The sequence below is a fragment of the Nocardia sp. FDAARGOS_372 genome, from assembly GCF_002554515.1.
Classification (GTDB): Bacteria; Actinomycetota; Actinomycetes; order Mycobacteriales; family Mycobacteriaceae; genus Nocardia; species Nocardia farcinica.
Map to the genome: position 1 here is coordinate 4,867,008 of NZ_PDDW01000001.1, position 22,302 is coordinate 4,889,309.

Genomic DNA, 22,302 nt, shown 5'->3' on the forward strand with positions numbered 1-22,302 from the left:
CGGTCGAGTCCGGCCGCTCGAAGGAAAGGCCGAAAATAACGATGCGAGGTCGAAGAGCCCGCGGCTGGTTCCAGCGCGCGCTGCTGTTGTCGATGGCCGTGCTGATGCCGTTGGGCGTGACGGTGGCGGGCGGCGGTGCCACCGCCTCGGCGGCGTTCAACCCCGACGGTTTCGATTTCTGGGTCGATTCGGACATGGGTCCGATCAAGTCCAGGATCTTCCGCGCCGCCGACGGCAACACCAACCGTGTGGTCTACGCGCTCGACGGTATGCGCGCGCGCAACGATCTGAGCGGGTGGGAGATCGACACCGAGGTCGCGCGCGAGCTGACCAAGTGGAACATCAACGTCGTCATGCCGGTCGGCGGCATGTCGAGCTTCTACGCCGACTGGAACGCCCCGAGCACCATCCTGGGTATCGGCGGCGGGTCGAGCGGCTCGGCGTCGGGCTCGTCCTCGGGCTCGGGCGCGCTGCAGATGTTCGCGGGTGGTCCGGGCAAGAGCACCCGCTACACCTGGGAGACGTTCCTGACCAACAACCTGCGCTGGGCGTTGCGCGACCGGCTCGGGTTCAATCCGAATCGCAACGGCGTGTTCGGTCTGTCGATGGGCGGTTCGGCCGCGCTGACGCTGGCCGCCTACCACCCCGACCAGTTCAGCTACGCCGGTTCCTACTCCGGCTACCTGAACGTCTCGGCGCCGGGTATGCGTGAGGCGCTGCGCGTGGCGATGATCGACGCGGGCGGCTACAACATCGACGCGATGGCGCCGCCGTGGGGCCCGCAGTGGCTGCGGATGGACCCGTTCGTGTTCGCGCCGCGGCTCAAGGCCAACAACACCCGCCTGTGGATTTCCGCGGGCAGCGGCCTGCCCGGCCCGGCCGACGGCTTCAACTTCGGCACCGTGAACGCGATGGGCCTCGAGGTGCTCGCCCTGGCCAACACCCGCGCCTTCCAGGTGCGCATGGCCACGCTGGGCGCCAACAACGTCACCTACGACTTCCCCGCCGTGGGTGTGCACAACTGGCGCTACTGGGAGACCGAGGTCTACCGGATGATCCCGGACCTCTCGGCGAACATCGGCTGAGCCGGCTCGGGCGCATCGGGCGCGTCGGATACCGCCCGAGCCCCATCAGCGGCCGCCTGGCTAACACCAGGCACGAGTCGAGGAGAACCGCCCGCGGCACGTCGCCGCGGGCGGTTTTTTCCTGCCCGTGACCGGAGGGTGTCCCCGGTGCTTTCGGCAACGAATCAATAGCGGAGGCGGCGTCTTCTTGTGGGCTGGATCACTTTCCAGCAACATGTAGGCATTCGTTCCCGATTGATACACCGTGAGCATGCACTGAGGTCGAAACGTCCGATTCTCGCCGGACGGCAGGTCTTCGTGCCCCGATGAGGAGACCGGTCGGATAGCTCCGTAGTAGCCGGTCGTCCAGAGGAAAGGTCGATTGAATGCGAAGTCTCCGCTGGAAACGCAGGCCGACGAGAGCGTCCGGGGCCAAGTCCTGGACCCGCAGGGCGGCACTGGCCGTCGCGACCGCGGTACTCGTGCCCCTGGGCGTCACGGTCGCGGGCACCGGTGCGACGGCGTCGGCAGCGTTCGACCCCGCGGCCTTCGACTTCTGGGTCGATTCGGGAATGGGCCCCATCAAATCCCGTATTCTGCGCGCGGCCGACGGCAACACCAATCGTGTGGTCTATGTGCTCGACGGCATGCGCGCACCCGAGACGCTCAACGGCTGGGAAATCGAGACCGACGTTCCGGCCCTGCTGGCGAGCTGGAACATCAACGTGGTCATGCCGGTCGGCGGTATGTCGAGTTTCTACGCCGACTGGAACGCGCCCAGCGAATTCTTCGGCATCCCCGCCGGTTCGGGTTCGAGTTCGGGTTCCGGCGCGCTGAACGCCTTCACCGGTGGTCCCGGCAAGAGCTACCGCTACCAGTGGGAAACCTTCCTGACCAATGAGCTGCGCTGGGCGTTGCGCGATCGGCTCGGGTTCAATCCGAATCGCAACGGCGTGTTCGGTCTGTCGATGGGCGGTTCGGCCGCGCTGACGCTGGCCGCCTACCACCCGGACCAGTTCAGTTTCGCCGGATCGTTCTCCGGTTATCTGAACATCTCCGCTCCCGGTATGCGCGAGGCGATTCGCGTCGCCATGCTCGACGCCGGTGGTTACAACGTGGACGCGATGGCGCCGCCGTGGGGCCCGCAGTGGCTGCGGATGGACCCGTTCGTGTTCGCCCCCAACCTGATCCGCAACGGCACCCGGTTGTGGATCGCCGCCGCGAGCGGCCTGCCCACCTCGACCGATCCGCCGAGCTTCAACACCCTCAACGGCATGGGGCTCGAGGCGCTGGCGCTGGCCAACACCCGCGCGTTCCAGGTGCGTATGGCGACTTTGGGCGGCGGTAACGCGGTGTATTCCTTCCCGCCATTCGGGATCCACGCCTGGAACAACTGGCGTGACGAGGCGGTCCGGATGATGCCGGACTTGTCGGCGAATATCGGATAGCGCACGCTGCCGTCGACGAACCGCCGGGCGCCCTCGGGCACCCGGCGGTTCGTCGTGTTCGCGGAGTGCCGCGGGACGCCGATGCCGGTGTGCGCGTTGGGATATGCCCAGAACTCGGGCTCCGGGACGACATCGCCGCGTGGACAAGGTATGGTCACCGCACGATCACACTTCGCGCGCGTAGGGATTTCCCGATCACGGAAATGTCTCGGCCTTGCCCGGGAATCCGCGGTGGAATATTCTTCCGCGAGCACAAGTGTGACCAGATCGTTGTAGCGCCGTCATTGTGCGCCGGAGTGTCGGGATCCGGCGCATTGTGACGTGCGTCTCGTTGGCAGCACGGGTGGTGCCGCGCCGGCTCGGCGTGGTGTCACCACAACAGCAGAAAGAGAGCGACATTCATGCGATTCGGCAGGGCCGCCGCGCCGAAGAGAGTCAAGTCGGGTCGGCGAGGCGAACCTCGCGGTTGGCGTCATCGGATTCTGGCTGTCGGTGCCGCTGCGCTAGCGCTACCGATCGCCGCCGGGGTAGCGGCCCCGACCGCCGCTACGGCCGCTCCCGTGCACGCCCCGGTGCTGCGCGCGCCGGCAGGCGGGTACGAAGAACTGATGGTGCCCTCGGTCATGGGTCCGATCAAGGTCCAGGTGCAGTGGGCATCGCGCGGTGGTGACGCGGCGCTGTACCTGCTGGACGGCCTGCGGGCGCGTGACGACCGCAACGCCTGGTCCTTCGAGACCAACGCGATGGAGCAGTTCAAGAACGACAACATCACCCTGGTGATGCCGGTCGGCGGTCAGTCGAGCTTCTACACCGACTGGTACGCGCCCAGCAACACCAACGGTCAGAAGACCACCTACAAGTGGGAGACCTTCCTGACCCAGGAGCTGCCGAACTTCCTGGCGGGCTACGGCGTCTCGAAGACCAACAACGCCGTCGCCGGCCTGTCCATGGGTGGCAGCGCCGCGCTGGCCCTGGCCGCCTACCACCGCGACCAGTTCAAGTACGCCGCCTCCTACTCGGGCTACCTGAACATCTCGGCGCCGGGCATGCGCGAGGCCATCCGCATCGCGATGCTGGACGCCGGTCGCTTCAACGTCGACTCGATGGCGGCCCCGTGGAGCCCGCAGTGGCTGCGCATGGACCCGTTCGTTTTCGCGCCGCAGCTGCGTGGCCTGCCGATGTACATCTCGGCCGCGAGCGGCCTGCCCGGTCAGCACGACCGGCCGAACTCGCCGGTCGGCGTGTTCAACACCGGCAACGCGATGGCGCTGGAGGCCCTGTCGCTGGTGAACACCCGCGCCTTCCAGGTGCGGCTGAAGTCGCTGGGCATTCCGGCCCAGTTCGACTTCCCGGCCACCGGCACCCACTCCTGGAAGTACTGGGAGGGCCAGCTGTGGAACTCGCGCCAGGGCATCCTGGACGCGCTCGGCGCCTGGTGATCCCGACACCCGCCGCGTAACACCCTCGAGGCCGTCGCTTCCGCCCGGAAGCGACGGCCTCGCTCGTTTTCCCGGTCGTCGTTGTTTGCTGCGCGGCGCGCCTTACCCGGAATCCGCCCTGGAGCGGGGTAGAAACCTCTTGTGGCTGGAGTTGCTTGTGGTAAACCAGGTCTGCCTTCCAGACGGGGCGGCCGGGCGGCGGTCGGCCGATTCGCGCTGATAGCGGCGGCGATGTTGGTGCCGATCGGCGCCACAGTGACACCGGCCGTGCCGACCGCGGTGGCACAGCCCGCGACGACACCCGCCTCCGCAACCGTCCAGCAGGCGATCTGGCTGACCGACCGCCGTGTTGCGCTGTGGGTTAACTCGCCCTCGATGGGTGCGCCGGTCCAGGTGCAGCTGCTGCTCGCGCGGGACTGGAATGCCAAGCCGGAGGCCAGGTTTCCGCTGCTGATCATGCTCGACGGACTGCGCGCGACCGACGACGAGAGCGGCTGGACGAAGGACGCGGGCGCCGAGGAGTTCTTCGCCGACAAGAACGTCACCGTGGTCCTGCCGGTGGGCGGCCAGTCCAGCTTCTACGCCGACTGGATGCAGCCGAACAACGGCCGCAACTACAAGTGGGAGACCTTCCTCACCAAGGAACTGCCGCCGCTGCTGGAGAGCCAGTGGCGCGCCACCGACGTGCGCGGCATGCAGGGCCTGTCGATGGGCGGCACCGCCGCGATGTTCCTGGCCGGGCGCAACCCGGGTTTCGTCCGCTACGCCGCGTCCTACTCCGGCTTCCTCACCACGACCACCCTCGGCATGCCGCAGGCCATCCAGTTCGCCATGCGGGACGCAGGCGGATTCGACTCCGCGGCCATGTGGGGGCCGCCGACCAGCCCCGAGTGGGAGGCGCACGACCCGTATCTGCTCGCCGACAAGCTGCGCGGGGTCAGTCTCTACATCTCCAGCGGCAGCGGCACCACCGGGCCGTTCGACCAGGCCTCCGGCATCCCCGGGGTGAGCACCAACTACGCCGGTACCGGGCTCGAGATCCTGTCAAGGCTCACCTCGCAGAATTTCGTGACCAAGCTGGGCGAACTCCAGATCCCGGCGACGGTGAACTATCGCGCGTCCGGCACCCACTCCTGGCCCTATTGGGATTTCGAGATGCGTCAGTCGTGGCCGCAGGCCGCGGCCGCGCTCGGCGTCGAACCGGACAAGCCGGCCTGCGCGGCGGGCGGCGCGATCGGTGCGCTGGCCGCCGCGAACGGCTGGCTCGGTGACTGCCTGACCGGTGAGTACGCGGTGCCCGGCGGCCTGGCCCAGGACTTCCACGGCGGCCGGGTGTTCTACTCCGCCGAGACCGGCGCGCACGCCGTCGGCGGCATGATCAGCGGTGGTTACCAGGCCGCCGGTGGGCCGGGCGGCGCCCTCGGGCTGCCGACCGGCGGCGAGCGTGACCTCGGCGACGGCCGTGGGCGCATGCAGCCCTTCCAGCACGGCGCGCTGTACTGGACGCCGCAGACCGGCGCCCAGGTGGTGCGTGGCGCGATCTTCGACGAGTGGGGCAGGCAGGGCTTCGAGCGCGGACCGGCGGGCTATCCGACCGCGCCCGAGGTCAGGACGCCGAACAAGGACGGCGCGGTCCAGGCGTTCGAGGGCGGGCCGTTCTACTACAGTCCGGCCACCGGGGTGTTCCGGGTGCAGGGCCTGATCCTGGGCAAGTACGCGCAGCTCGGCTACGAGAACAGCTGGCTGGGGTTCCCGGCCGCGGAAGAGGCGCCGCTGAAGGACCTCGGCCGGTTCAGCCGGTTCGAGGGCGGCAACATCTACTGGAGTCCGCTCTCGGGCGCCTGGGCGGTGCGCAACGGCCCGATCATGGACGCCTGGCAGTCGGCCGGCTTCGAGAACGGCAGGCTGGGCTACCCGATCAGCGACGAGTTCCCCGTCGACGGCGGCGTGCAGCAGAACTTCCAGACCGGCTTCATCGTCGTGCGCGACGGCAAGGCGGAGATCCACGGCATCTAGCCGGGAGGCCGCGGGCCCGAGGTGTGACCGGCCGCAGCGCGGTTGCCGTTACCCTGGGGGCCGACCGATCCCCCTTGCGAACAGATCGAGGACAGACATTCATGCATCGGATCCGTGGAAAGGTGGCCGGCCTCGCCCTGGCCATCGCGGCCACCGGCCTGCTCGCCGCCTGTGGTGACGACGACTCGACCGCGTCGAGCACGCCGACGCTGACGACGGGTGCCACCGCGACCTCGGCGGCCGCCGCGTCGAGCAGCCCGGCCGAGGGCGCACCGCAGAGCCAGGCGCCCGCCCCCGAGGCGCCGCCGAGCGAGACCGTCGCGCCCGAGCGCCCCCAGCCGGTGCCCACCGAGGCGGTGCCGCCCGCCGACACCTCCGGTCTGAGCGAGAAGGACAAGGCCTTCATCGCGGCCCTCGAGGAGAAGGGCGTCACGCCGTCCTCGCCGGACATCGCGCTCAGCATCGGCAGCTACGTGTGCCAGAGCGTGCAGGCGGGCGCGTCCGAGCAGGACCTGACCACCTTCGTCAACGCCATGGCCGGCGCCGACGCCTCCTTCGACCCGGCCAAGATGCCGGTCGAGCAGGCCGGGCGGATCTACATCGACACGGCCAAGCAGACCTACTGCCAGTGAACGCGCGTCGCGGCTCGAGACCCCGCCGGTCACGACCGGTGGGGTGCCTGCTGTTCCTGGTGATCGCCGCGCTGCTGGTCGCGGTGATCATCCTGCTGTGGTTCCTGCTGGCCGGACGGCTGCGGTTGCCCGGCCCCGGCCCGGAACCGACCAGGCCGCCCGCCTCCCAGCCCGCCAGTTGCCCTGACGTGCAACTGATCTCGGTGCCCGGCACGTGGGAGTCGAACAGCAACGACGATCCGCGCAATCCGACGGCCAACCCGCTGTCGCTGATGCTCAACGTCACCGGCCCGCTGCGCGAGCAGTTCCCCGCCGAGCGCCTGGACGTCTACACGGTGCCCTACGTCGCCCAGTTCTCCAACCCGGTGGCGATTCCGCCGGACGGCCAGCAGTCCTACAACAACAGCCGCTCCGAGGGCACCCAGCGCACCATCGACGCGCTGGCCGACCGGCACCGTGAATGCCCCTTGACCACCTACGTGCTCGCGGGGTTCTCGCAGGGTGCGGTGATCGTGGGCGACGTGGCCGCCCAGATCGGGGAGGGCAAGGGCCCCGTCCCGGCGGACCTGGTCCTCGGCGTGACGCTCATCGCCGACGGCAGGCGCGAGGCCGGGCCAGGGCAGGCGATCGAGGTCGGCGCCACACCGCCGGGCGTGGGTGCCGAAGTCGCGCTGAACGGGCTGAAGGTGCCCGGTATCACGATGACCGGGCCGCGCCCCGGCTTCGGCGCGCTGGCCGATCGCACCTACACCATCTGCGCGCCGGGCGACATGATCTGCGATTCGCCGCGGCAGGCTCTCAGCCCGGTGAACTGGATCCCCAGCGTGCTGAGCCTGGTCCGGGCGGCCGGAAACCCGGTGCACGCCTTGTACAACACCTACGTGGTGGACGGCAACGGCACCACCGCGACCCAGTGGACCGCGGGCTGGGCAGCCGGTCTGATCGAGTCCGCGCCGCACCCGCCGCATTCGTGAGTGCGCACAACCGCGTCCCCGGGGTGCTGTGCCCGGCCATCCGGTGCGGTGACAACCGCACGGGAGTTCCGCGGGACGCTGTAAAGTGCGCTGGTGATTCGCGACCGGCCCGTCGCACGCCGGGGCCGTCGCGCCGCATTTCCGCACAGCCAGGAGCAGGATTCCATGACACAAGCCGCCGCACCGGCCGGTGAGCTGACCGACCTGGGTACGCCGCTGCGCCCGTTCCGCTTCGCGGCCGCGGGCGAGGGCAACAAGCAGGAGGGCGGTGCCCGCAAGTTCGTCCAGCTGGCGCAGCAGGCCGAGGAATACGGCTACGACACCTTCGTCGTGCCCGACCACCTCGGCGACCAGATCGGCCCGATCGCCGCGCTCGGCGCCCTGACCCAGGCCACCGAGAAGATCCGGCTCGGCACCTCCGTGCTGGCCAACGGTTTCCGTCATCCCGTGGTGCTGGCCAAGGATCTGGCCACCATCGACGTGCTGTCCAAGGGCCGTCTCGAGGTCGGCATCGGCGCGGGCTGGAAGCAGGACGAGTTCCTCGCCGCCGGGCTGCCCTACGATTCCCCGGGCGTGCGCCTGGCCAAGCTGGACGAGACGTTGACCATTCTCGACGTGCTGCTGCGCGGCCAGGAATGCACCTTCCACGGCAAGTACTACCAGGTGGAGGGCGTCAAGGGCACGCCGCGCCCGCGGCAGGGCCCACGTCCGCCGCTGTGCACCGGCGGCGGCGGCCCGAAGATGCTGCGGCTGGCCGCCAAGCACGCCGACATCGTCTCGGTGGTGCCGATGACCACCAAGAACGGCAAGGGTCTGCTCTCGGGCATCACCCTGGAGAAGACCATCGAGAAGGTGAACCTGGTCAAGGAAGCGGCCGGGGATCGATTCTCGGAGATCGAACTGAACTGGGCCATTTCCGCGATCGTCATCACCGACGACCGGGAGAAGACCGCCGAGATGGCGTTGTCGGCCCTCGACCGCGGGCTGCATCCCGACCTCGAGGTCGATACGCAGCTGACGGTGGAGGATCTGCTGAACTCGCCCTACGTGGCGATCGGCACGTTCGAGGAGATCGCCGAGCAGATCAAACGCGTGCGCAAACTCACGTCGATGTCCTATGTCGGCATCTATCCCACGCAGATGGACGCGTTCGCACCGGTTATCCCCCTGCTGAGGGACGAGTGAGCCGGTCTTCTCTGTAACATGACTCTGGTTTGAGGACATCTAGCCGATAAAGCGGTCACCGCGCAGACCGCAGGAAATCTGCAGGTTGACTCTGCGACATAGAGCACCCGCGGGCGAAAGCGAGTCGGGGCCCCACGGATACCACGGCGGTGTCGCCGTCATGCTGCGTGTGCCTCGGAGGAGAAGAAGGAATGGAAGAGACTTTCGACGACTACCTGGACGAAACCGGGAACATCCGTATTCCCGAGGATCACACCCTGGTTGATCACGTCGAGAAGCACACCCGCAATGACGCGAACACGCTCGCGTACCGATACATCGACTATTCGCGGGAACGCGATGGCGAGGTACACGAGCTGACGTGGCAACAGTTCGGCGTTCGGCTGCGCGCGGTGGCCGCCCGACTCCAGCAGGTGACCAAGCGGGGTGATCGGGTCGCCATCCTCGCCCCCCAGGGCCTGGACTACGTGGTTTCCTTCTTCGCCGCGATCTACGCGGGCACCATCTCGGTGCCGCTGTTCGACCCGGACGAGCCGGGGCACACCGACCGCCTGCACGCCGTGCTCGGCGACTGCGAGCCCTCCGCCATCCTGACCGCCAGCTCCTCCGCGGCCGGGGTGCGCCAGTTCTTCCGTTCGCTGCCCGCCGCCCAGCGCCCGCGCATCATCGCCGTGGACGCCATTCCCGACAGCGTCGGGGAGAGCTGGGTGCGCCCGGACATCAAGATCGACGACATCGCCTACCTGCAGTACACCTCGGGCTCCACCCGGGTGCCCGCGGGCGTGGAGATCACCCACCGGGCCGTCGGCACCAACCTGCTGCAGATGGTCGACGCGATCAAGCTGGACTGGAACTCGCGCGGGGTCACCTGGCTGCCGCTGTTCCACGACATGGGCCTGCTCACGGTGATCCTGCCCGCAGTCGGCGGCAAGTACATCACCATCATGTCGCCGAGCGCGTTCGTGCGCCGTCCCTACCGCTGGATCAAGGAGCTGGCCGCGGTCTCCGACGGCGCGGGCACCTTCGCCGCGGCGCCGAACTTCGCCTTCGAGCACGCCGCCGCGCGCGGCCTGCCCAAGAACGGCGAATCGCTGGACCTGTCCAACGTGATCGGCCTGATCAACGGCAGCGAGCCGGTCACCACGTCCTCGATGAAGAAGTTCAACGAGGCGTTCGCGCCCTACGGCCTGCCCAAGACGGCCATCAAGCCCTGCTACGGCATGGCCGAGGCCACCCTGTTCGTCTCGGCCACCAAGGCCGAGGACGAGGCCAAGGTCACCTACGTCGACCGCAACGAGCTCAACGCGGGCCGCATGGTGAAGGTCGACCCGAGCGCCGAGAACGCCATCGCGCAGGTCTCCTGCGGGTACGTCGCGCTCTCGCAGTGGGCGGTCATCGTCGACCCGGCCACCGTGGAGAGCGACGGGGGCGGCCGCGAGCTGCCCGACGGGCACGTCGGTGAGATCTGGCTGCACGGCAACAACATGGGCATCGGGTACTGGAACCGGCCCGACGAGACCCAGAAGACCTTCCGCAACAAGGTCACCCAGCGGCTGGCCGAGGGCAGCCACGCCGAGGGCACCGCCGAGGACGCGGACTGGATGCGCACCGGCGACTACGGCGTGTACTTCGAGGGTGAGCTCTACATCACCGGCCGGGTGAAGGACCTGGTCATCGTCGACGGCCGCAACCACTACCCGCAGGACCTCGAGTACTCCGCGCAGGAGGCCAGCAAGGCGCTGCGGCCCGGCTTCATCGCCGCGTTCTCGGTGCCGGCCAACCAGCTGCCCGCCGAGGTGTTCGAGCAGGGCAGCCACTCGGGCCTGAAGTTCGATCCCGACGACGCCTCCGAGCAGCTGGTCATCGTGGCCGAACGCGGTCCGGGCGCCGGCAAGGCCGATCCTGGCCCGATCGCCGACGCGGTGCGCGCGGCCATCTCGCAGCGGCACGGTGTGACCGTGCGCGACGTGCTGCTGGTGCCCGCGGGCTCGATCCCGCGCACCTCCAGCGGCAAGATCGCGCGCCGCGCCTGCAAGACTGCATATCTGGAGGGAACGCTGCGCGGTGGTTACACCCAGCAGGCTTTCCCCGATGCACCGGAAGAGTAAATCGCCAAGGGTGAGCTGAACGGCCGGTCGACGGCGCCCGGCGCGGATATCGTCCACGCCGGGTGTCGTTTCGCGGCGCGCCCGGTACGCAGACAGGTAGCTTGAGGAATTGATGGCTGACAACGAGGGCACGCCCGACCAGACGACCGAGGACGCCACCACCGACGCCGCCGCGACCCCGGCGCCCGACGGTGCCGTGGGCGAGGGCGCCGTGGGCGAGGGCGCCGTGGGCGACGGTCCGCGCACCGACATGTCGGTGGCCGAGGTGCGGGAGTGGTTGCGCCGCTGGGTCGCCGACGCGACCGGGCAGCCGCTGGAGAACATCACCGTCGACCGGCCGATGGAGGAATTCGGCCTGGCCTCGCGTGACGCACTGGCGCTCGGCGGCGACATCGAGGAGCTCACCGGCGTGGTGCTGACCGCGACCGTGGTCTACCAGCACCCGACCATCGCCTCGCTGGCCGAGGTCATCGTGCACGGCGAACCCGAGGTTCCCGAGACCGCGGGTGACGAGGCGTTCTACACCGCGGGCTACACGCCGGGCGAGGCGCACGACATCGCCATCGTCGGCCTGTCCACCCGGCTGCCGGGCGCGGGCGACACCCCGGAATCGACCTGGGAATTCCTCATCAACGGCGGCGACGCGATCCGCGAACTGCCGGAGGGCCGCTGGGCGGAGTTCATGTCCGACCCGAACGTGGCGAAGATGATCGAGGAGAGCAACACCCTCGGCGGCTACCTCGACCAGGACGTGGTGAAGGGCTTCGACGCGGAGTTCTTCGCGATGTCGCCGATCGAGGTCGAGCGGGTCGATCCGCAGCAGCGCCTGATGATGGAGCTCACCTGGGAGGCGCTCGAACACGCCCGCATCCCGGCCAGCGAACTGCGCGGCGAGTCGGTCGGCATGTTCGTCGGCTCCTCCACCCAGGATTTCCAGCTCATCGCCGCGCTCGGGCTCGGCGACCGCGACCCGAATCTGCCGATCTCGGCCGAGGCCTACGCGCTGCTGGGTGCCTCCACCGGCATCATCGCCAACCGGGTCTCCTACTTCTTCGACTTCCGCGGTCCGTCGGTGACCGTCGACACCGCGTGCTCGTCCACGCTGGTGGCCGTGCACCAGGCCGTGCGCGCGCTGCGGGACGGCGAGGCCGACCTCGCGTTGGCGGGCGGCGTGAACATGATCCTGGCCCCGGTGGCCACCCTCGGCTTCGAGAAGAACGGCGCGGTGGCCAAGAACGGCCGCATCAAGGCGTTCTCGTCCGACGCCGACGGCATGGTGCGCTCCGAGGGCGCCGGCCTGGTCGTGCTCAAGCGGCTCGCCGACGCCGAACGCGACGGCGACCGCATCCTCGCCGTCATCAAGGGCACCGCGGTCAACAACGACGGCCGCTCCAACGGCCTGTTCGCCCCGAACCCCGACGCGCAGGCCGACGTGCTGCGCCGCGCCTACCGCGACGCGGGCATCAACCCGGCGACGGTGGACTACATCGAGGCGCACGGCACCGGCACGCTGATCGGCGATCCCATCGAGGCCGACGCGCTCGGCAGGGTGGTCGGCCGCGGCCGCGACGCCGACAAGCCCGCCCTGCTCGGCTCGGCCAAGACCAACTTCGGTCACCTCGAGTCCGGCGCGGGCGTGCCCAGTCTGGCCAAGGTCGTGATGGCCTTCCAGCACAACGTGATTCCGCCGAACATCAACTTCGCGGGCCCGAACCCCTACATTCCGTTCGAGCAGGCCCGGCTGAAGGTGGTCGACGAACCCACCCAGTTCCCGCGCTACAGCGGCGTGGCCACCGTCGGCATCTCCGGCTTCGGCTTCGGTGGCGCCAACGCCCACGTCGTGCTGCAGGAATACACCCCGCCGACGAAGGCCGCGGTCGCCGCGCCCGGTACCGACACCGACACCGAGACCGAGACCACCGATGTGATCGCGGCGGCGACCGCGATCACCGCGGAAGCGGGCGACGTCGTCGCCGAGGCCACCGAGATCACCGCCGAGGCCGCCGCCGACGCCGCGGAATGGTCGGCCGAGCGCACCGAGCCGCTGCCGGTGATCCTGTGCGTGTCGGGCTACCTGCCCTCGCGCCGCCGCCGGGCCGCCACCGAACTGGCCGACTGGCTGGAGTCCGAGGCGGGCCGCGACGTGCCGCTGGCCGATGTGGCGCGGTCGCTGGCCAAGCGCAGCCACTGGCGCTCGCGCGGTGTGGTGCTGGCCAAGACGCACGAGGAGGCGGTGGCCGGGCTGCGCGCGATCGCCGCGGGCAAGCCGGGCACCGGCGTGTTCACCGCGGACGCTCCCGCCGCCCAGGGCCCGATCTGGGTGCTCTCCGGGTTCGGCGCCCAGCACCGCAAGATGGGCAAGCAGCTCTACCTGGAGAACGCGATCTTCCGCCGCACCGTCGACGAGGTCGACGAGCTCGTCCAGGACGAGGCCGGCTATTCGGTGCGCGAGATGATCCTCGACGACGCCCAGGACTACAACGTCGGCACCTCGCAGGTCGGCATCTTCACCATCCAGATCGGCCTGGCCGCGCTGCTGCGCGCGCACGGCGCGGAACCCGAAGCGGTGGTCGGCCATTCGATGGGCGAGGTCGCGGGCGCCTACATCGCCGGTGGTCTCACCCTCGAGGACGCGGTCCGGGTGATCTGCGCCCGGTCCCGCCTGATGGGCGAGGGCGAGCAGATGATCAGCGACGACGACGTGCGCAACATGGCGCTGGTCGAGCTGAGCGCCGCCGAGGTCGAGGCCATGCTCACCGACTACCCCGACGTCGAGGTCGCCGTCTACGCCGCGCCGACCAACACCGTCATCGGCGGACCGTACGAGCAGGTGCAGGCGATCGTCGCCAAGGTCGAGGAGGCGGGCAAGTTCGCCCGCGTGCTGCAGACCCGCGGCGCAGGCCACACCTCGCAGATGGACCCGCTGCTCGGCGAGCTGGCCGCCGAGCTGGCCGGCATCGAGCCGACCCGGCTGCGCGCGGGCCTGTACTCGACGGTGCACAAGGAGAAGTACTACCGTCCCGGCCACGACCCGGTGCACGACGAGGACTACTGGGTCACCAACATGCGCCACAGCGTGTACTTCACCAACGCGGTGAAGCTCGCGGTGGACAGCGGCCACACCACCTTCCTCGAGCTCGCGCCCAACTCGGTCGCGCTGATGCAGGTGCTCGGCACCACCTTCGCCGCCGGCCTGCACGACGCCCAGCTCATCCCCACGCTCAAGCGCAAGGAAGACGAGTCGGCCGGTGTGATCTCCGCCCTCGCCCAGCTCTACGTGCACGGTCACGCCGTCGACCTGCCCTCGCTGCTGCCCGCGGGCGACTACGCCGACATCCCGCGCACCACCTTCGTGCGCAAGGAGTTCTGGCCCGCCGCGCGGATGGCCACCGGCAGCGGCACCGGCCGCGTGCCCGGCGCGCACGTCGCGCTGCCCGACGGCAGGCACGTGTGGGAGGTCCAGGCGAGCGCGGTGACCGACCCGGCCGAGCTGGTCCGCGCCGCCGCCGCGCAGGTGCTCGCCGACGTGACCGTCGGCGCCTCCCTCGCGCACGGCGCCGTCCCGGCCGCGGGCACCCTGACCACCACGCTCACCCCGCATCCGGGCGGTGCCTCGGTGCAGGTGCACGCCAAGGAGGACGCGCAGTTCCGGCTGATCTTCGACGCCGTGGTCACCTCCGGCGCGCCGCTGCCCACCCCGGCGGTCGCCGCGCCGAGCACCGCCACCGCCGCGGCGCCCGCCGCCGAGCCCGAGGTGCTCGAGCAGGCCGGTGACCGGTGGGACCCCAACGGCAGCCAGACCATCGAGGAACGGCTGGCGCTGATCGTCGCCGAGTCGATGGGCTACGCGGTCGAGGACCTGCCGATGGAGATCCCGCTCATGGAGCTTGGTCTGGACTCGCTGATGGCGATGCGGATCAAGAACCGCGTCGAGTACGAGTTCGACATTCCGCAGCTGCAGATCCAGGCCGTGCGCGATGCCAACCTCACCGAGGTCGGCAAGGTGCTGCGCTACGCGATCGAGCACCGTGACCAGGTCGCCGCCATCGCCGAGAAGCAGGCCGCGGGCGAGGAGATCACCGTCGACGCCGACTTCGTCACCGCCGCGCGTGCCGCGATGGAGGCGGGCGAGGATCCGGTCGCGGCACTGGAAACCGCGGTGGGCAGCCAGGATTCGGGCACGGCCGACGCTCCGGCCGACCCCGCTCCGGTCGATCAGGAGGCCGCCGCCTTCGGTGAGGCGCTGGCCGCCGTCGACGAGGACGACGTGCCCCCGCGCGACGCGGCCGAACGGCTCACCTACGCGACCTGGGCGATCGTCACCGGCAAGTCGGCGGGCGGCATCTTCAACACCCTGCCGATCCTCGAAGAGGAGGTCGCCGAGAAGCTGGCGGCGCGCCTGTCCGAGCGGATCAAGGCCGAGGTGACCGTCGACGACGTACTCGACTGCGAGACCATCGAGCAGCTCGCCGACATCGTGCGCGAACGCCAGGACAGCGGCGCCGAGATCGACGGCTTCGTGCGCCCGCTGCGCCCGCGCCCCGAAGGCTCCGACGCTGTGCCGGTGTTCGTGTTCCATCCCTCCGGCGGCAACACCCTCGTCTACGAGCCGTTGCTCAAGCGGCTGCCCGCGCACACCCCGATGTACGGGTTCGAGCGGGTGGACGGCGACATCGAGCAGCGGGCCAAGCAGTACATCCCCGAGCTGCGCCGCATCCAGGGGGACGGGCCGTTCGTGCTGTACGGCTGGTCGCTGGGCGCGGTGTTCGCGTTGCAGGTCGCGCAGTTGCTGCGCGCCGAGGGCGCCGACGTGCGGGTGGTCGGACTGATCGACCTGGCCATCCCGACCCGGGACGAGGACAACAGCCCCGAGGAACGGGTGCGCCGGATCGAGCGCTACCAGGCCTTCGCGCGCAAGACCTACGGCATCGACGCCGAGCTCGACCGCGCCCAGCTCGAGGAGCTGGCGGCGGCCTCGGACGAAGAGCAGTTCAAGATGATCAGCGATCTGATCAAGATCAGCGGTGCCAAGATCCCCGGCGGCGTGCTCGAACATCAGCGCACCTCCTGGATCGAGAGCAGGCACCTGGCCCGCACCACGCCCTCGCGCTACGACGGCGACGTGGTGCTGTACCTGGCGGATCGCTACCACGACGGCATGATCGAGCTGGAGCCCAGGTTCGCCGAGCGCAAGCCCAACGGCGGCTGGGACGAGTACCTCCCGCATCTCCAGGTCGTCCACATTCCCGGCGATCATCTGCAGATCGTCGACGAACCGCGGATCGCGAAGATCGGTGCCGACCTGACCGCGAAGCTTGTTGCGATGGAGGCGAAAGGGGACAAGTGAGCACTACTGCCGAGAAACTCGCAGACCTGCGTAAGCGCCTCGAGCTTGCGCAGGAGCCCGCGGGTGAAGCGGGGGTCGCGAAGCGGGCGAAGAAGGGCATTCCCAGCGCCCGCGACCGGATCAACATGCTGCTCGATCCGGGAACCTTCGTGGAAATCGGTGCGCTGGTGCGCAAACCCGGCGACCCGGCGGCCCTCTACGGCGACGGCGTGGTCACCGGCCACGGCCTGGTGGACGGGCGGCCGGTGGCGGTGTTCTCGCACGACCAGACCGTCTACGGCGGCTCGGTCGGTGAGATGTTCGGCCGCAAGGTCGCCTACATCATGGAGTACGCGGCCAAGGTCGGCTGCCCGGTCGTCGGCATCAACGACTCCGGCGGCGCGCGCGTGCAGGAGGCGGTGACCTCGCTGGCCTGGTACGCCGAACTGGGCCGCAGGCAGGAACCGCTGTCCGGGCTGGTGCCGCAGGTGTCGATGATCCTCGGCAAGTGCGCGGGCGGCGCGGTGTACGCCCCGATCAACACCGACGTGGTGGTGGCGACCGAAGAGGCGTACATGTTCGTCACCGGGCCCAAGGTGATCCGCGAGGTCACCGGTGAGGACGTGAGCCTCGAGGAACTCGGCGGCGCGCAGAGCCAGGCCGAATACGGCAACATCCATCACGTCGCCAAGGACGAGAAGGCCGCGTTCCAGTGGGTGCGCGACTACCTCAGCTTCCTGCCGACCAGCTGCCAGGAGCTGCCGCCGGTGGTCAACCCCGGTCTGGAGCCGGAGATCACCGACAGCGACCGCGAACTCGACTCGATCGTGCCCGACTCCGACAACGCCGGCTACGACATGCACGAGATCCTGCTGCGGATCTTCGACGACGGCGACTTCCACGAGATCGGCGCGACCGCGGGCCGCAACATCATCACCGGTTTCGCCCGAGTCGACGGCCGCAGCGTCGGGGTGGTGGCCAACCAGCCGCTGGTGTACGCCGGTGCGCTGGACGCCCGCGCCTCCGACAAGGCCGCGCACTTCGTGCGACTGTGCGACGCCTTCGAGATCCCGCTGGTGTTCGTGGTGGACACCCCCGGCTTCCTGCCCGGCGTGGAGCAGGAGAAGATCGGCGTCATCAAACGCGGCGGCCGGTTCCTGTTCTCCTTCGTGGAGGCGACCGTGCCGAAGGTGACGGTGGTGATCCGCAAGTCCTACGGCGGCGGCTACGCGGTGATGGGGTCCAAGCAGCTCGGCGCGGACGTCAACCTGGCCTGGCCGACCGCCCGCATCGCGGTGATGGGCGCCGAGAGCGCCGTCAGCCTGATCGGCGGCAAGCAGCTGGCCGCGGCGCCGGAGGACCAGCGCGCCGCCATGCGCCAGCAGATGATCGACTTCTACAACGCGACCGTGGCCACGCCGTGGGTGGCGGCCGAGCGCGGCTACATCGACGCCGTCATCGAGCCCTCGGCCACCCGGCTGGAGCTGCGCCGCGCCCTGCATCTGCTACGGGACAAGAAGCTGGCCCGCAACCCGCGCAAACACCACCTGCTACCGCTCTGACGCTCGCGGACAGACGTCGGGCCGCCCACCCGTGCAGGTGGGCGGCCCGATCGGTCTGACCCCGCTCAGGCTGTGCTGTTCGTGCCTGAGCGGGGGCGGCCTGCGTGGTGACGCTGCGCTGCCGCCTACGGCCGCTGACCCCGCTCAGGCTGTGTTGGATCTGCCCGAGCGGGGGCGGCCTGCGTGGTGACGCTGCGCTGCCGCCTTCGGCCGCTGACCCCGCTCAGGCTGCTCAGGCTGCTCAGGCGAGGCTGGCGGAGGTGATGATCACGTCGTCGACCGGGACGTCCTGGTGCATGCCCGCCGAACCGGTGGACACACCGGCGATCTTGTCGACCACGTCGGTGCCGTCGACGACCTGGCCGAAGACCGCGTAGCCCCAGCCGGACGGGCTCGGGGCGGTGTGGTTGAGGAAGGCGTTGTCGGCGACGTTGATGAAGAACTGCGCGGTGGCCGAATGCGGGTCGTTGGTCCGCGCCATCGCGACGGTGTACTTGTCGTTCTTGAGGCCGTTGGCGGCCTCGTTCTGAATGGGGGCCTTGGTGCCCTTCTGCCGCATTCCCGGCTCGAATCCGCCGCCCTGGATCATGAAGCCGGGAATCACCCGGTGGAAGATCGTGCCGTTGTAGTGGCCCGAGTTCACGTAATCCACGAAGTTGCGCACCGTCTCCGGCGCCTTGGCGTCGTCCAGCTCCAGGACGATCGGTCCGAAATTCGTCTCCAGATTCACCTTGGTCATACCCCCACCTTTCCATCCCCGCCGCCGGGGGTCAGCAAGTCGGGTCGAGTTTTCGGCTTACGGCTAGCATTGCCATTCGTGCCCGACGCCGCTACTGCTGTCTTGACGAAGCCACCCGCCGCTCCCGAGGTTCGTCCGCGGGATTTCCGAACCGCGCGAATAATCGCCCTCGTGGTCGGCGCGCTGGGCGCTCTGCTGGCGTTGGCGACCCCGTTCCTGCCGGTCAAGCAGACCGTGGCGGTGTTGAACTGGCCGCAGGGCGGCACGCTGCAGAACGTGCAGGCGCCGCTGATGGCGCAGGTGCCGATCGATCTCGCCGCGAGCATCCCGTGTTCGGCCGTGGACGCGCTGCCCGCGCAGGGCGGCATGCTGCTGGCCACCGCGCCGCCGCAGGGCGACCGCGCGGCGCTGGAGGCGATGTTCGTCCGGGTCTCGGAGAACTCGGTGGACGTGGTGAACCGCAACGCCGTGGTCGCCTCGGCCGAGCGGGCGCGGATGGGCGAGTGCTCGGCCATCCGCATCGCCTCCGACAACGCCCGCACCACCGCGGTGTTCGAGGGCATGCAGCGCGAGATCGAGCGGCCGGTCCAGGGTGGCGCGCCGGGGCAGACCGAACTGGTGCGCGTGCCGGTCGAGGGCACCATGCCCGGTGACTTCCGGCCGCAGGTGGTGGGGGTGTTCTCCGATCTCGAGGGTGCGGTGCCCGCCGGGCTGAGCTTCGACATGACCGTCGACACCCGGTTCAGCTCCAGCCCCACCTGGATCAAGCTGACCGCGATGCTGGCCGCGGTGCTGTGCACGATCATCGCCCTGGCCGCGCTGGCCCGCCTGGACGGCAGCGACGGCCGCGGCCACCGCCGGTTCCTGCCCGCCAACTGGTTCAAGCCGACCTGGGCCGACGGCGCGGTGCTCGGCACGCTGGTGCTGTGGCACTTCATCGGCGCCAACACCTCCGACGACGGCTACATCCTCAACATGGTCCGGGTGGCGCCGGAGGCCGGTTACATGGCCAACTACTTCCGCTGGTACGGCGTGCCGGAGGCGCCGTTCGGCTGGTACTACTACGTCATCCAGGTCTTCGCCGAGGTGTCCACGGCCAGTCCGTGGGTGCGCCTGCCCGCGCTGTTCTGCGCGATCCTGTGCTGGATGGTGATCAGCCGCGAGGTGGTGCCGCGGCTCGGGCGCGGGGTGCGCACCAGCAAGGTGGCGCTGTGGACCGGCGGGCTGGTGTTCCTGGCGTTCTGGCTGCCGTTCGACAACGGCCTGCGCTCGGAGCCGATCGTGGCGCTCGGCGCGCTGCTGACCTGGGTCTCCATCGAACGCGCGATCGCGACCGGGCGCCTGCTGCCCGCCGCGGTGGCGGTGCTGATCGCGGCGTTCACCCTGGCCGCGGCCCCGACCGGGTTGATGTGCGTGGCCGCGCTGCTGGCCGGTACCCGGCCGCTGGTGCGGATCGTGGTGCGCCGCCACCGCGAGCACGGCACGCTGCCGTTGCTCGCGCCGATCGCGGCGGCGGGCCTACTGGTGTTGACGGTGGTCTACAGCGACCAGACGTTCGCGGGCATCCAGGAGGCCAACCGGGTGCGCCAGGCGACCGGCCCGAACCTGGCCTGGTACGAGGACTACCTGCGCTACTACTACCTGTTCGTCGAGACGGTGGACGGGTCGCTCTCGCGCCGGTTCGCCTTCCTGGTGATGCTGCTGTGCCTGTTCACCACCATGCTGGTGCTGCTGCGGCGCAGGCGCGTGCCCGGCATCGCCAGCGCACCGACCTGGCGGTTGATGGGCATCGTGTTCGGCACGATCTTCTTCATGATGTTCAACCCGACGAAGTGGACCCACCACTTCGGCGCGTACGCGGGCATCGCGGGCTCGCTGGCCGCGGTGACGGCGGTCGCGGTGTCGGCCAGTGCGCTGCGGGCACGCAAGAACCGGGCGATCTTCCTGGCCGGTCTGTTGTTCGTGCTGGCCATCGCGTTCTCGGGTATCAACGGCTACTGGTATGTCTCCAGCTTCGGCGTGCCGTGGTTCGACAAGCAGATCTCGCTGCGCGGCTACCAGTCGAACACGCTGATGCTGGTGTTGTTCGGTGTCGCGCTGGCGCTGGTGGCCTGGTTCACCCTGCGCGAGGACTACACCGCGCCGCAGCCCTCGGCCAAGACCGTGCGCGGCAGGCGCATCCGCAAGTTCGCGGCGATCCCGCTGACCGTGGTCGCCGCCCTGATGGTGGCGCTCGAGGTGCTGTCGCTGGCCAAGGGCGCGGTCTCGCAGTACCCGGCCTACTCGCTGGCGCGCTCGAACGTCGACGCCTTGCGCGGCAACATGTGCGGCCTGGCCAACGACGTGCTCGTCGAACCCGACCCCAACGACGGACAGCTCACCCCGATCATCGATCCGAATGAACCGCCGGCGAACGGCGACCCGCTGGCCGGCGCGAACCCGGTCGGCTTCGATCCCAACGGGGTGCCGGACGACCTGTCCGCCGACAGCGTCGAGGTGAAGCCGGGCACCGGCAACACCTCCACCCAGTCGGTCGGCGCGGCCTTCGCCGAGGGCGAGAACGCGGGCACCGGCGGCGGCCAGGGCGCCCGCGGCGTGAACGGCAGCACCGTGGCGCTGCCGTTCGGCCTGGATCCGGCGACCACTCCGGTGATGGGCAGCTACCAGGCCGGGGTGCAGCAGCCCGCGCACCTGGTGTCGAGCTGGTACGCGCTGCCGCAGCGGTCGGCGGATCGCCCGCTGATCGTGATCTCGGCGGCCGGCCGGGTGCTGTCCTTCGACGACACCGGTGCGATGAAGTACGGCCAGGAACTCAAGGTCGAGTACGGCAAGCGCGGGCCCGACGGCACCGTGACCAAGCAGGGCGAGTACCTGCCGCGTGACATCGGCCCGTTCCCGTCCTGGCGCAACCTGCGGGTGCCGCTGGACGAGCTCGCCCCCGACGCCGACGCGGTGCGGATCGTGGCCAACGACCCGATCCTGATCGGCGACCAGTGGCTGGCGTTCACGCCGCCGCGGATGCCGACCCTGCAGTCGCTCGACGACTACCTCGGCTCGCGACAGCCGATCCTGCTGGACTGGGCCGTCGGTCTGCAGTTCCCGTGCCAGCGGCCGTTCTTCCACGAGAACGGCGTGGCCGAGGTGCCGCGCTACCGGGTGCTGCCGGACCGGCCGCTCGCGGTGAGCTCCACCAACACCTGGCAGGCCCAGGAGTTCGGCGGCCCGCTCGGCTTCGCGCAGATGCTGGCCAGGTCGACCACCATCCCGACCTATCTGAAGGACGACTGGGCCAGGGACTGGGGCTCGCTCGAGCGCTACGACCAGTACGACCAGAGCGCGGTGCCCGCCGAGCTGAGCACCACGACCACCACCCGGCACGGGCTGTGGTCGCCGGGTGCGATGCGGGTGTCCTGACCCGCACATGAGGAAGGGCCGTGGTCGCGGAGTGTTCCGCGACCACGGCCCTTGTTCGTACGTCCGCTGACCTGTCACACCTCGAGCAACCGGCGGGATAAATCGCGGCGGAGCACCTCCTGGTCGGGAAGCCGGTGGAGGACCCGCAGCACCGCCGGGCGTAGTTCACGCTTCTCCTCGTCGGTGAGCAGATCGACGAGATCGCGCAGATCCATGTCATCGAAGGCTGCAGTCATACCCACCACCATACGTTCTGAAACATCTGCGTGCCCACATTTCGAAGCAACGGTTACGAAGGTGTCATTTCGACGAAACTCACCGTAGCGCAACGGGATTCGGTCACGTTTGCGTGACAACCGTACGGTTGGGGACGCGGCTCCCGGTGCCGGTCACCG

General features: G+C 69.5%; 13 protein-coding genes. 11 read left to right on the top strand and 2 right to left on the bottom strand.

Annotation, left to right across the window (positions count from 1 at the left end):
* Window positions 1-41: 41 nt before the first annotated feature.
* The 10 genes from CRM89_RS22865 (at window position 42) to CRM89_RS22910 (ending at window position 17,754) form a co-directional block, all read left to right on the top strand.
* Window positions 42-1,085, top strand: a complete 1,044-nt coding sequence (locus CRM89_RS22865) for an alpha/beta hydrolase family protein (protein WP_011206710.1) — start codon at window positions 42-44, stop codon at window positions 1,083-1,085.
* Window positions 1,086-1,450: 365 nt separating this feature from the next.
* Entirely contained in the window at window positions 1,451-2,512 is a 1,062-nt protein-coding gene (locus tag CRM89_RS22870) for an alpha/beta hydrolase family protein (RefSeq protein ID WP_011206711.1), read from the top strand.
* A gap of 401 nt (window positions 2,513-2,913) precedes the next feature.
* On the top strand, window positions 2,914-3,951 hold the full coding sequence (locus CRM89_RS22875) for an alpha/beta hydrolase family protein (RefSeq protein ID WP_011206712.1): 1,038 nt from the start codon (window positions 2,914-2,916) through the stop codon (window positions 3,949-3,951).
* A 231-nt stretch (window positions 3,952-4,182) separates the two neighbouring features.
* Window positions 4,183-5,967 carry an alpha/beta hydrolase-fold protein gene (locus CRM89_RS22880; protein WP_228821809.1) on the top strand — a complete coding sequence of 595 codons (1,785 nt, stop codon included), beginning with the start codon at window positions 4,183-4,185 and terminating at the stop codon, window positions 5,965-5,967.
* 101 nt (window positions 5,968-6,068) lie between these two features.
* Window positions 6,069-6,599 carry a DUF732 domain-containing protein gene (locus CRM89_RS22885; protein ID WP_011206714.1) on the top strand — a complete coding sequence of 177 codons (531 nt, stop codon included), beginning with the start codon at window positions 6,069-6,071 and terminating at the stop codon, window positions 6,597-6,599.
* Window positions 6,596-7,573 carry a cutinase family protein gene (locus CRM89_RS22890; protein ID WP_086838558.1) on the top strand — a complete coding sequence of 326 codons (978 nt, stop codon included), beginning with the start codon at window positions 6,596-6,598 and terminating at the stop codon, window positions 7,571-7,573. Before CRM89_RS22885 ends, CRM89_RS22890 begins: the two co-directional genes overlap by 4 nt.
* A gap of 165 nt (window positions 7,574-7,738) precedes the next feature.
* Window positions 7,739-8,758: an LLM class F420-dependent oxidoreductase gene (locus tag CRM89_RS22895; RefSeq protein ID WP_011206716.1), complete on the top strand. Its 1,020-nt coding sequence runs from the start codon at window positions 7,739-7,741 to the stop codon at window positions 8,756-8,758.
* 191 nt (window positions 8,759-8,949) lie between these two features.
* Window positions 8,950-10,866 carry a long-chain-fatty-acid--AMP ligase FadD32 gene (gene fadD32, locus CRM89_RS22900; protein WP_060593844.1) on the top strand — a complete coding sequence of 639 codons (1,917 nt, stop codon included), beginning with the start codon at window positions 8,950-8,952 and terminating at the stop codon, window positions 10,864-10,866.
* Window positions 10,867-10,978: 112 nt separating this feature from the next.
* Window positions 10,979-16,213 carry a polyketide synthase Pks13 gene (gene pks13, locus CRM89_RS22905; protein ID WP_305778353.1) on the top strand — a complete coding sequence of 1,745 codons (5,235 nt, stop codon included), beginning with the start codon at window positions 10,979-10,981 and terminating at the stop codon, window positions 16,211-16,213.
* Entirely contained in the window at window positions 16,210-17,754 is a 1,545-nt protein-coding gene (locus CRM89_RS22910) for an acyl-CoA carboxylase subunit beta (protein WP_011206719.1), read from the top strand. Before pks13 ends, CRM89_RS22910 begins: the two co-directional genes overlap by 4 nt.
* 241 nt (window positions 17,755-17,995) lie before the next feature.
* Here the strand turns inward: CRM89_RS22910 and CRM89_RS22915 are convergent, their stop codons facing one another.
* Window positions 17,996-18,493: a peptidylprolyl isomerase gene (locus tag CRM89_RS22915; protein WP_011206720.1), complete on the bottom strand. Its 498-nt coding sequence runs from the start codon at window positions 18,491-18,493 to the stop codon at window positions 17,996-17,998.
* Window positions 18,494-18,571: 78 nt separating this feature from the next.
* On the opposite strand from CRM89_RS22915, the gene CRM89_RS22920 reads away from it, so the two are divergent.
* A complete protein-coding gene (locus tag CRM89_RS22920) occupies window positions 18,572-21,907 on the top strand; it encodes an arabinosyltransferase domain-containing protein (RefSeq protein ID WP_041559745.1) in 3,336 nt (1,111 codons plus the stop codon).
* A gap of 74 nt (window positions 21,908-21,981) precedes the next feature.
* Here CRM89_RS22920 and CRM89_RS31090 read toward each other — a convergent pair whose 3' ends face one another.
* Window positions 21,982-22,143, bottom strand: coding sequence for a hypothetical protein (locus tag CRM89_RS31090; protein WP_167547538.1), 162 nt, complete (start codon window positions 22,141-22,143; stop codon window positions 21,982-21,984).
* Between the last annotated feature and the right edge of the window lie 159 nt (window positions 22,144-22,302).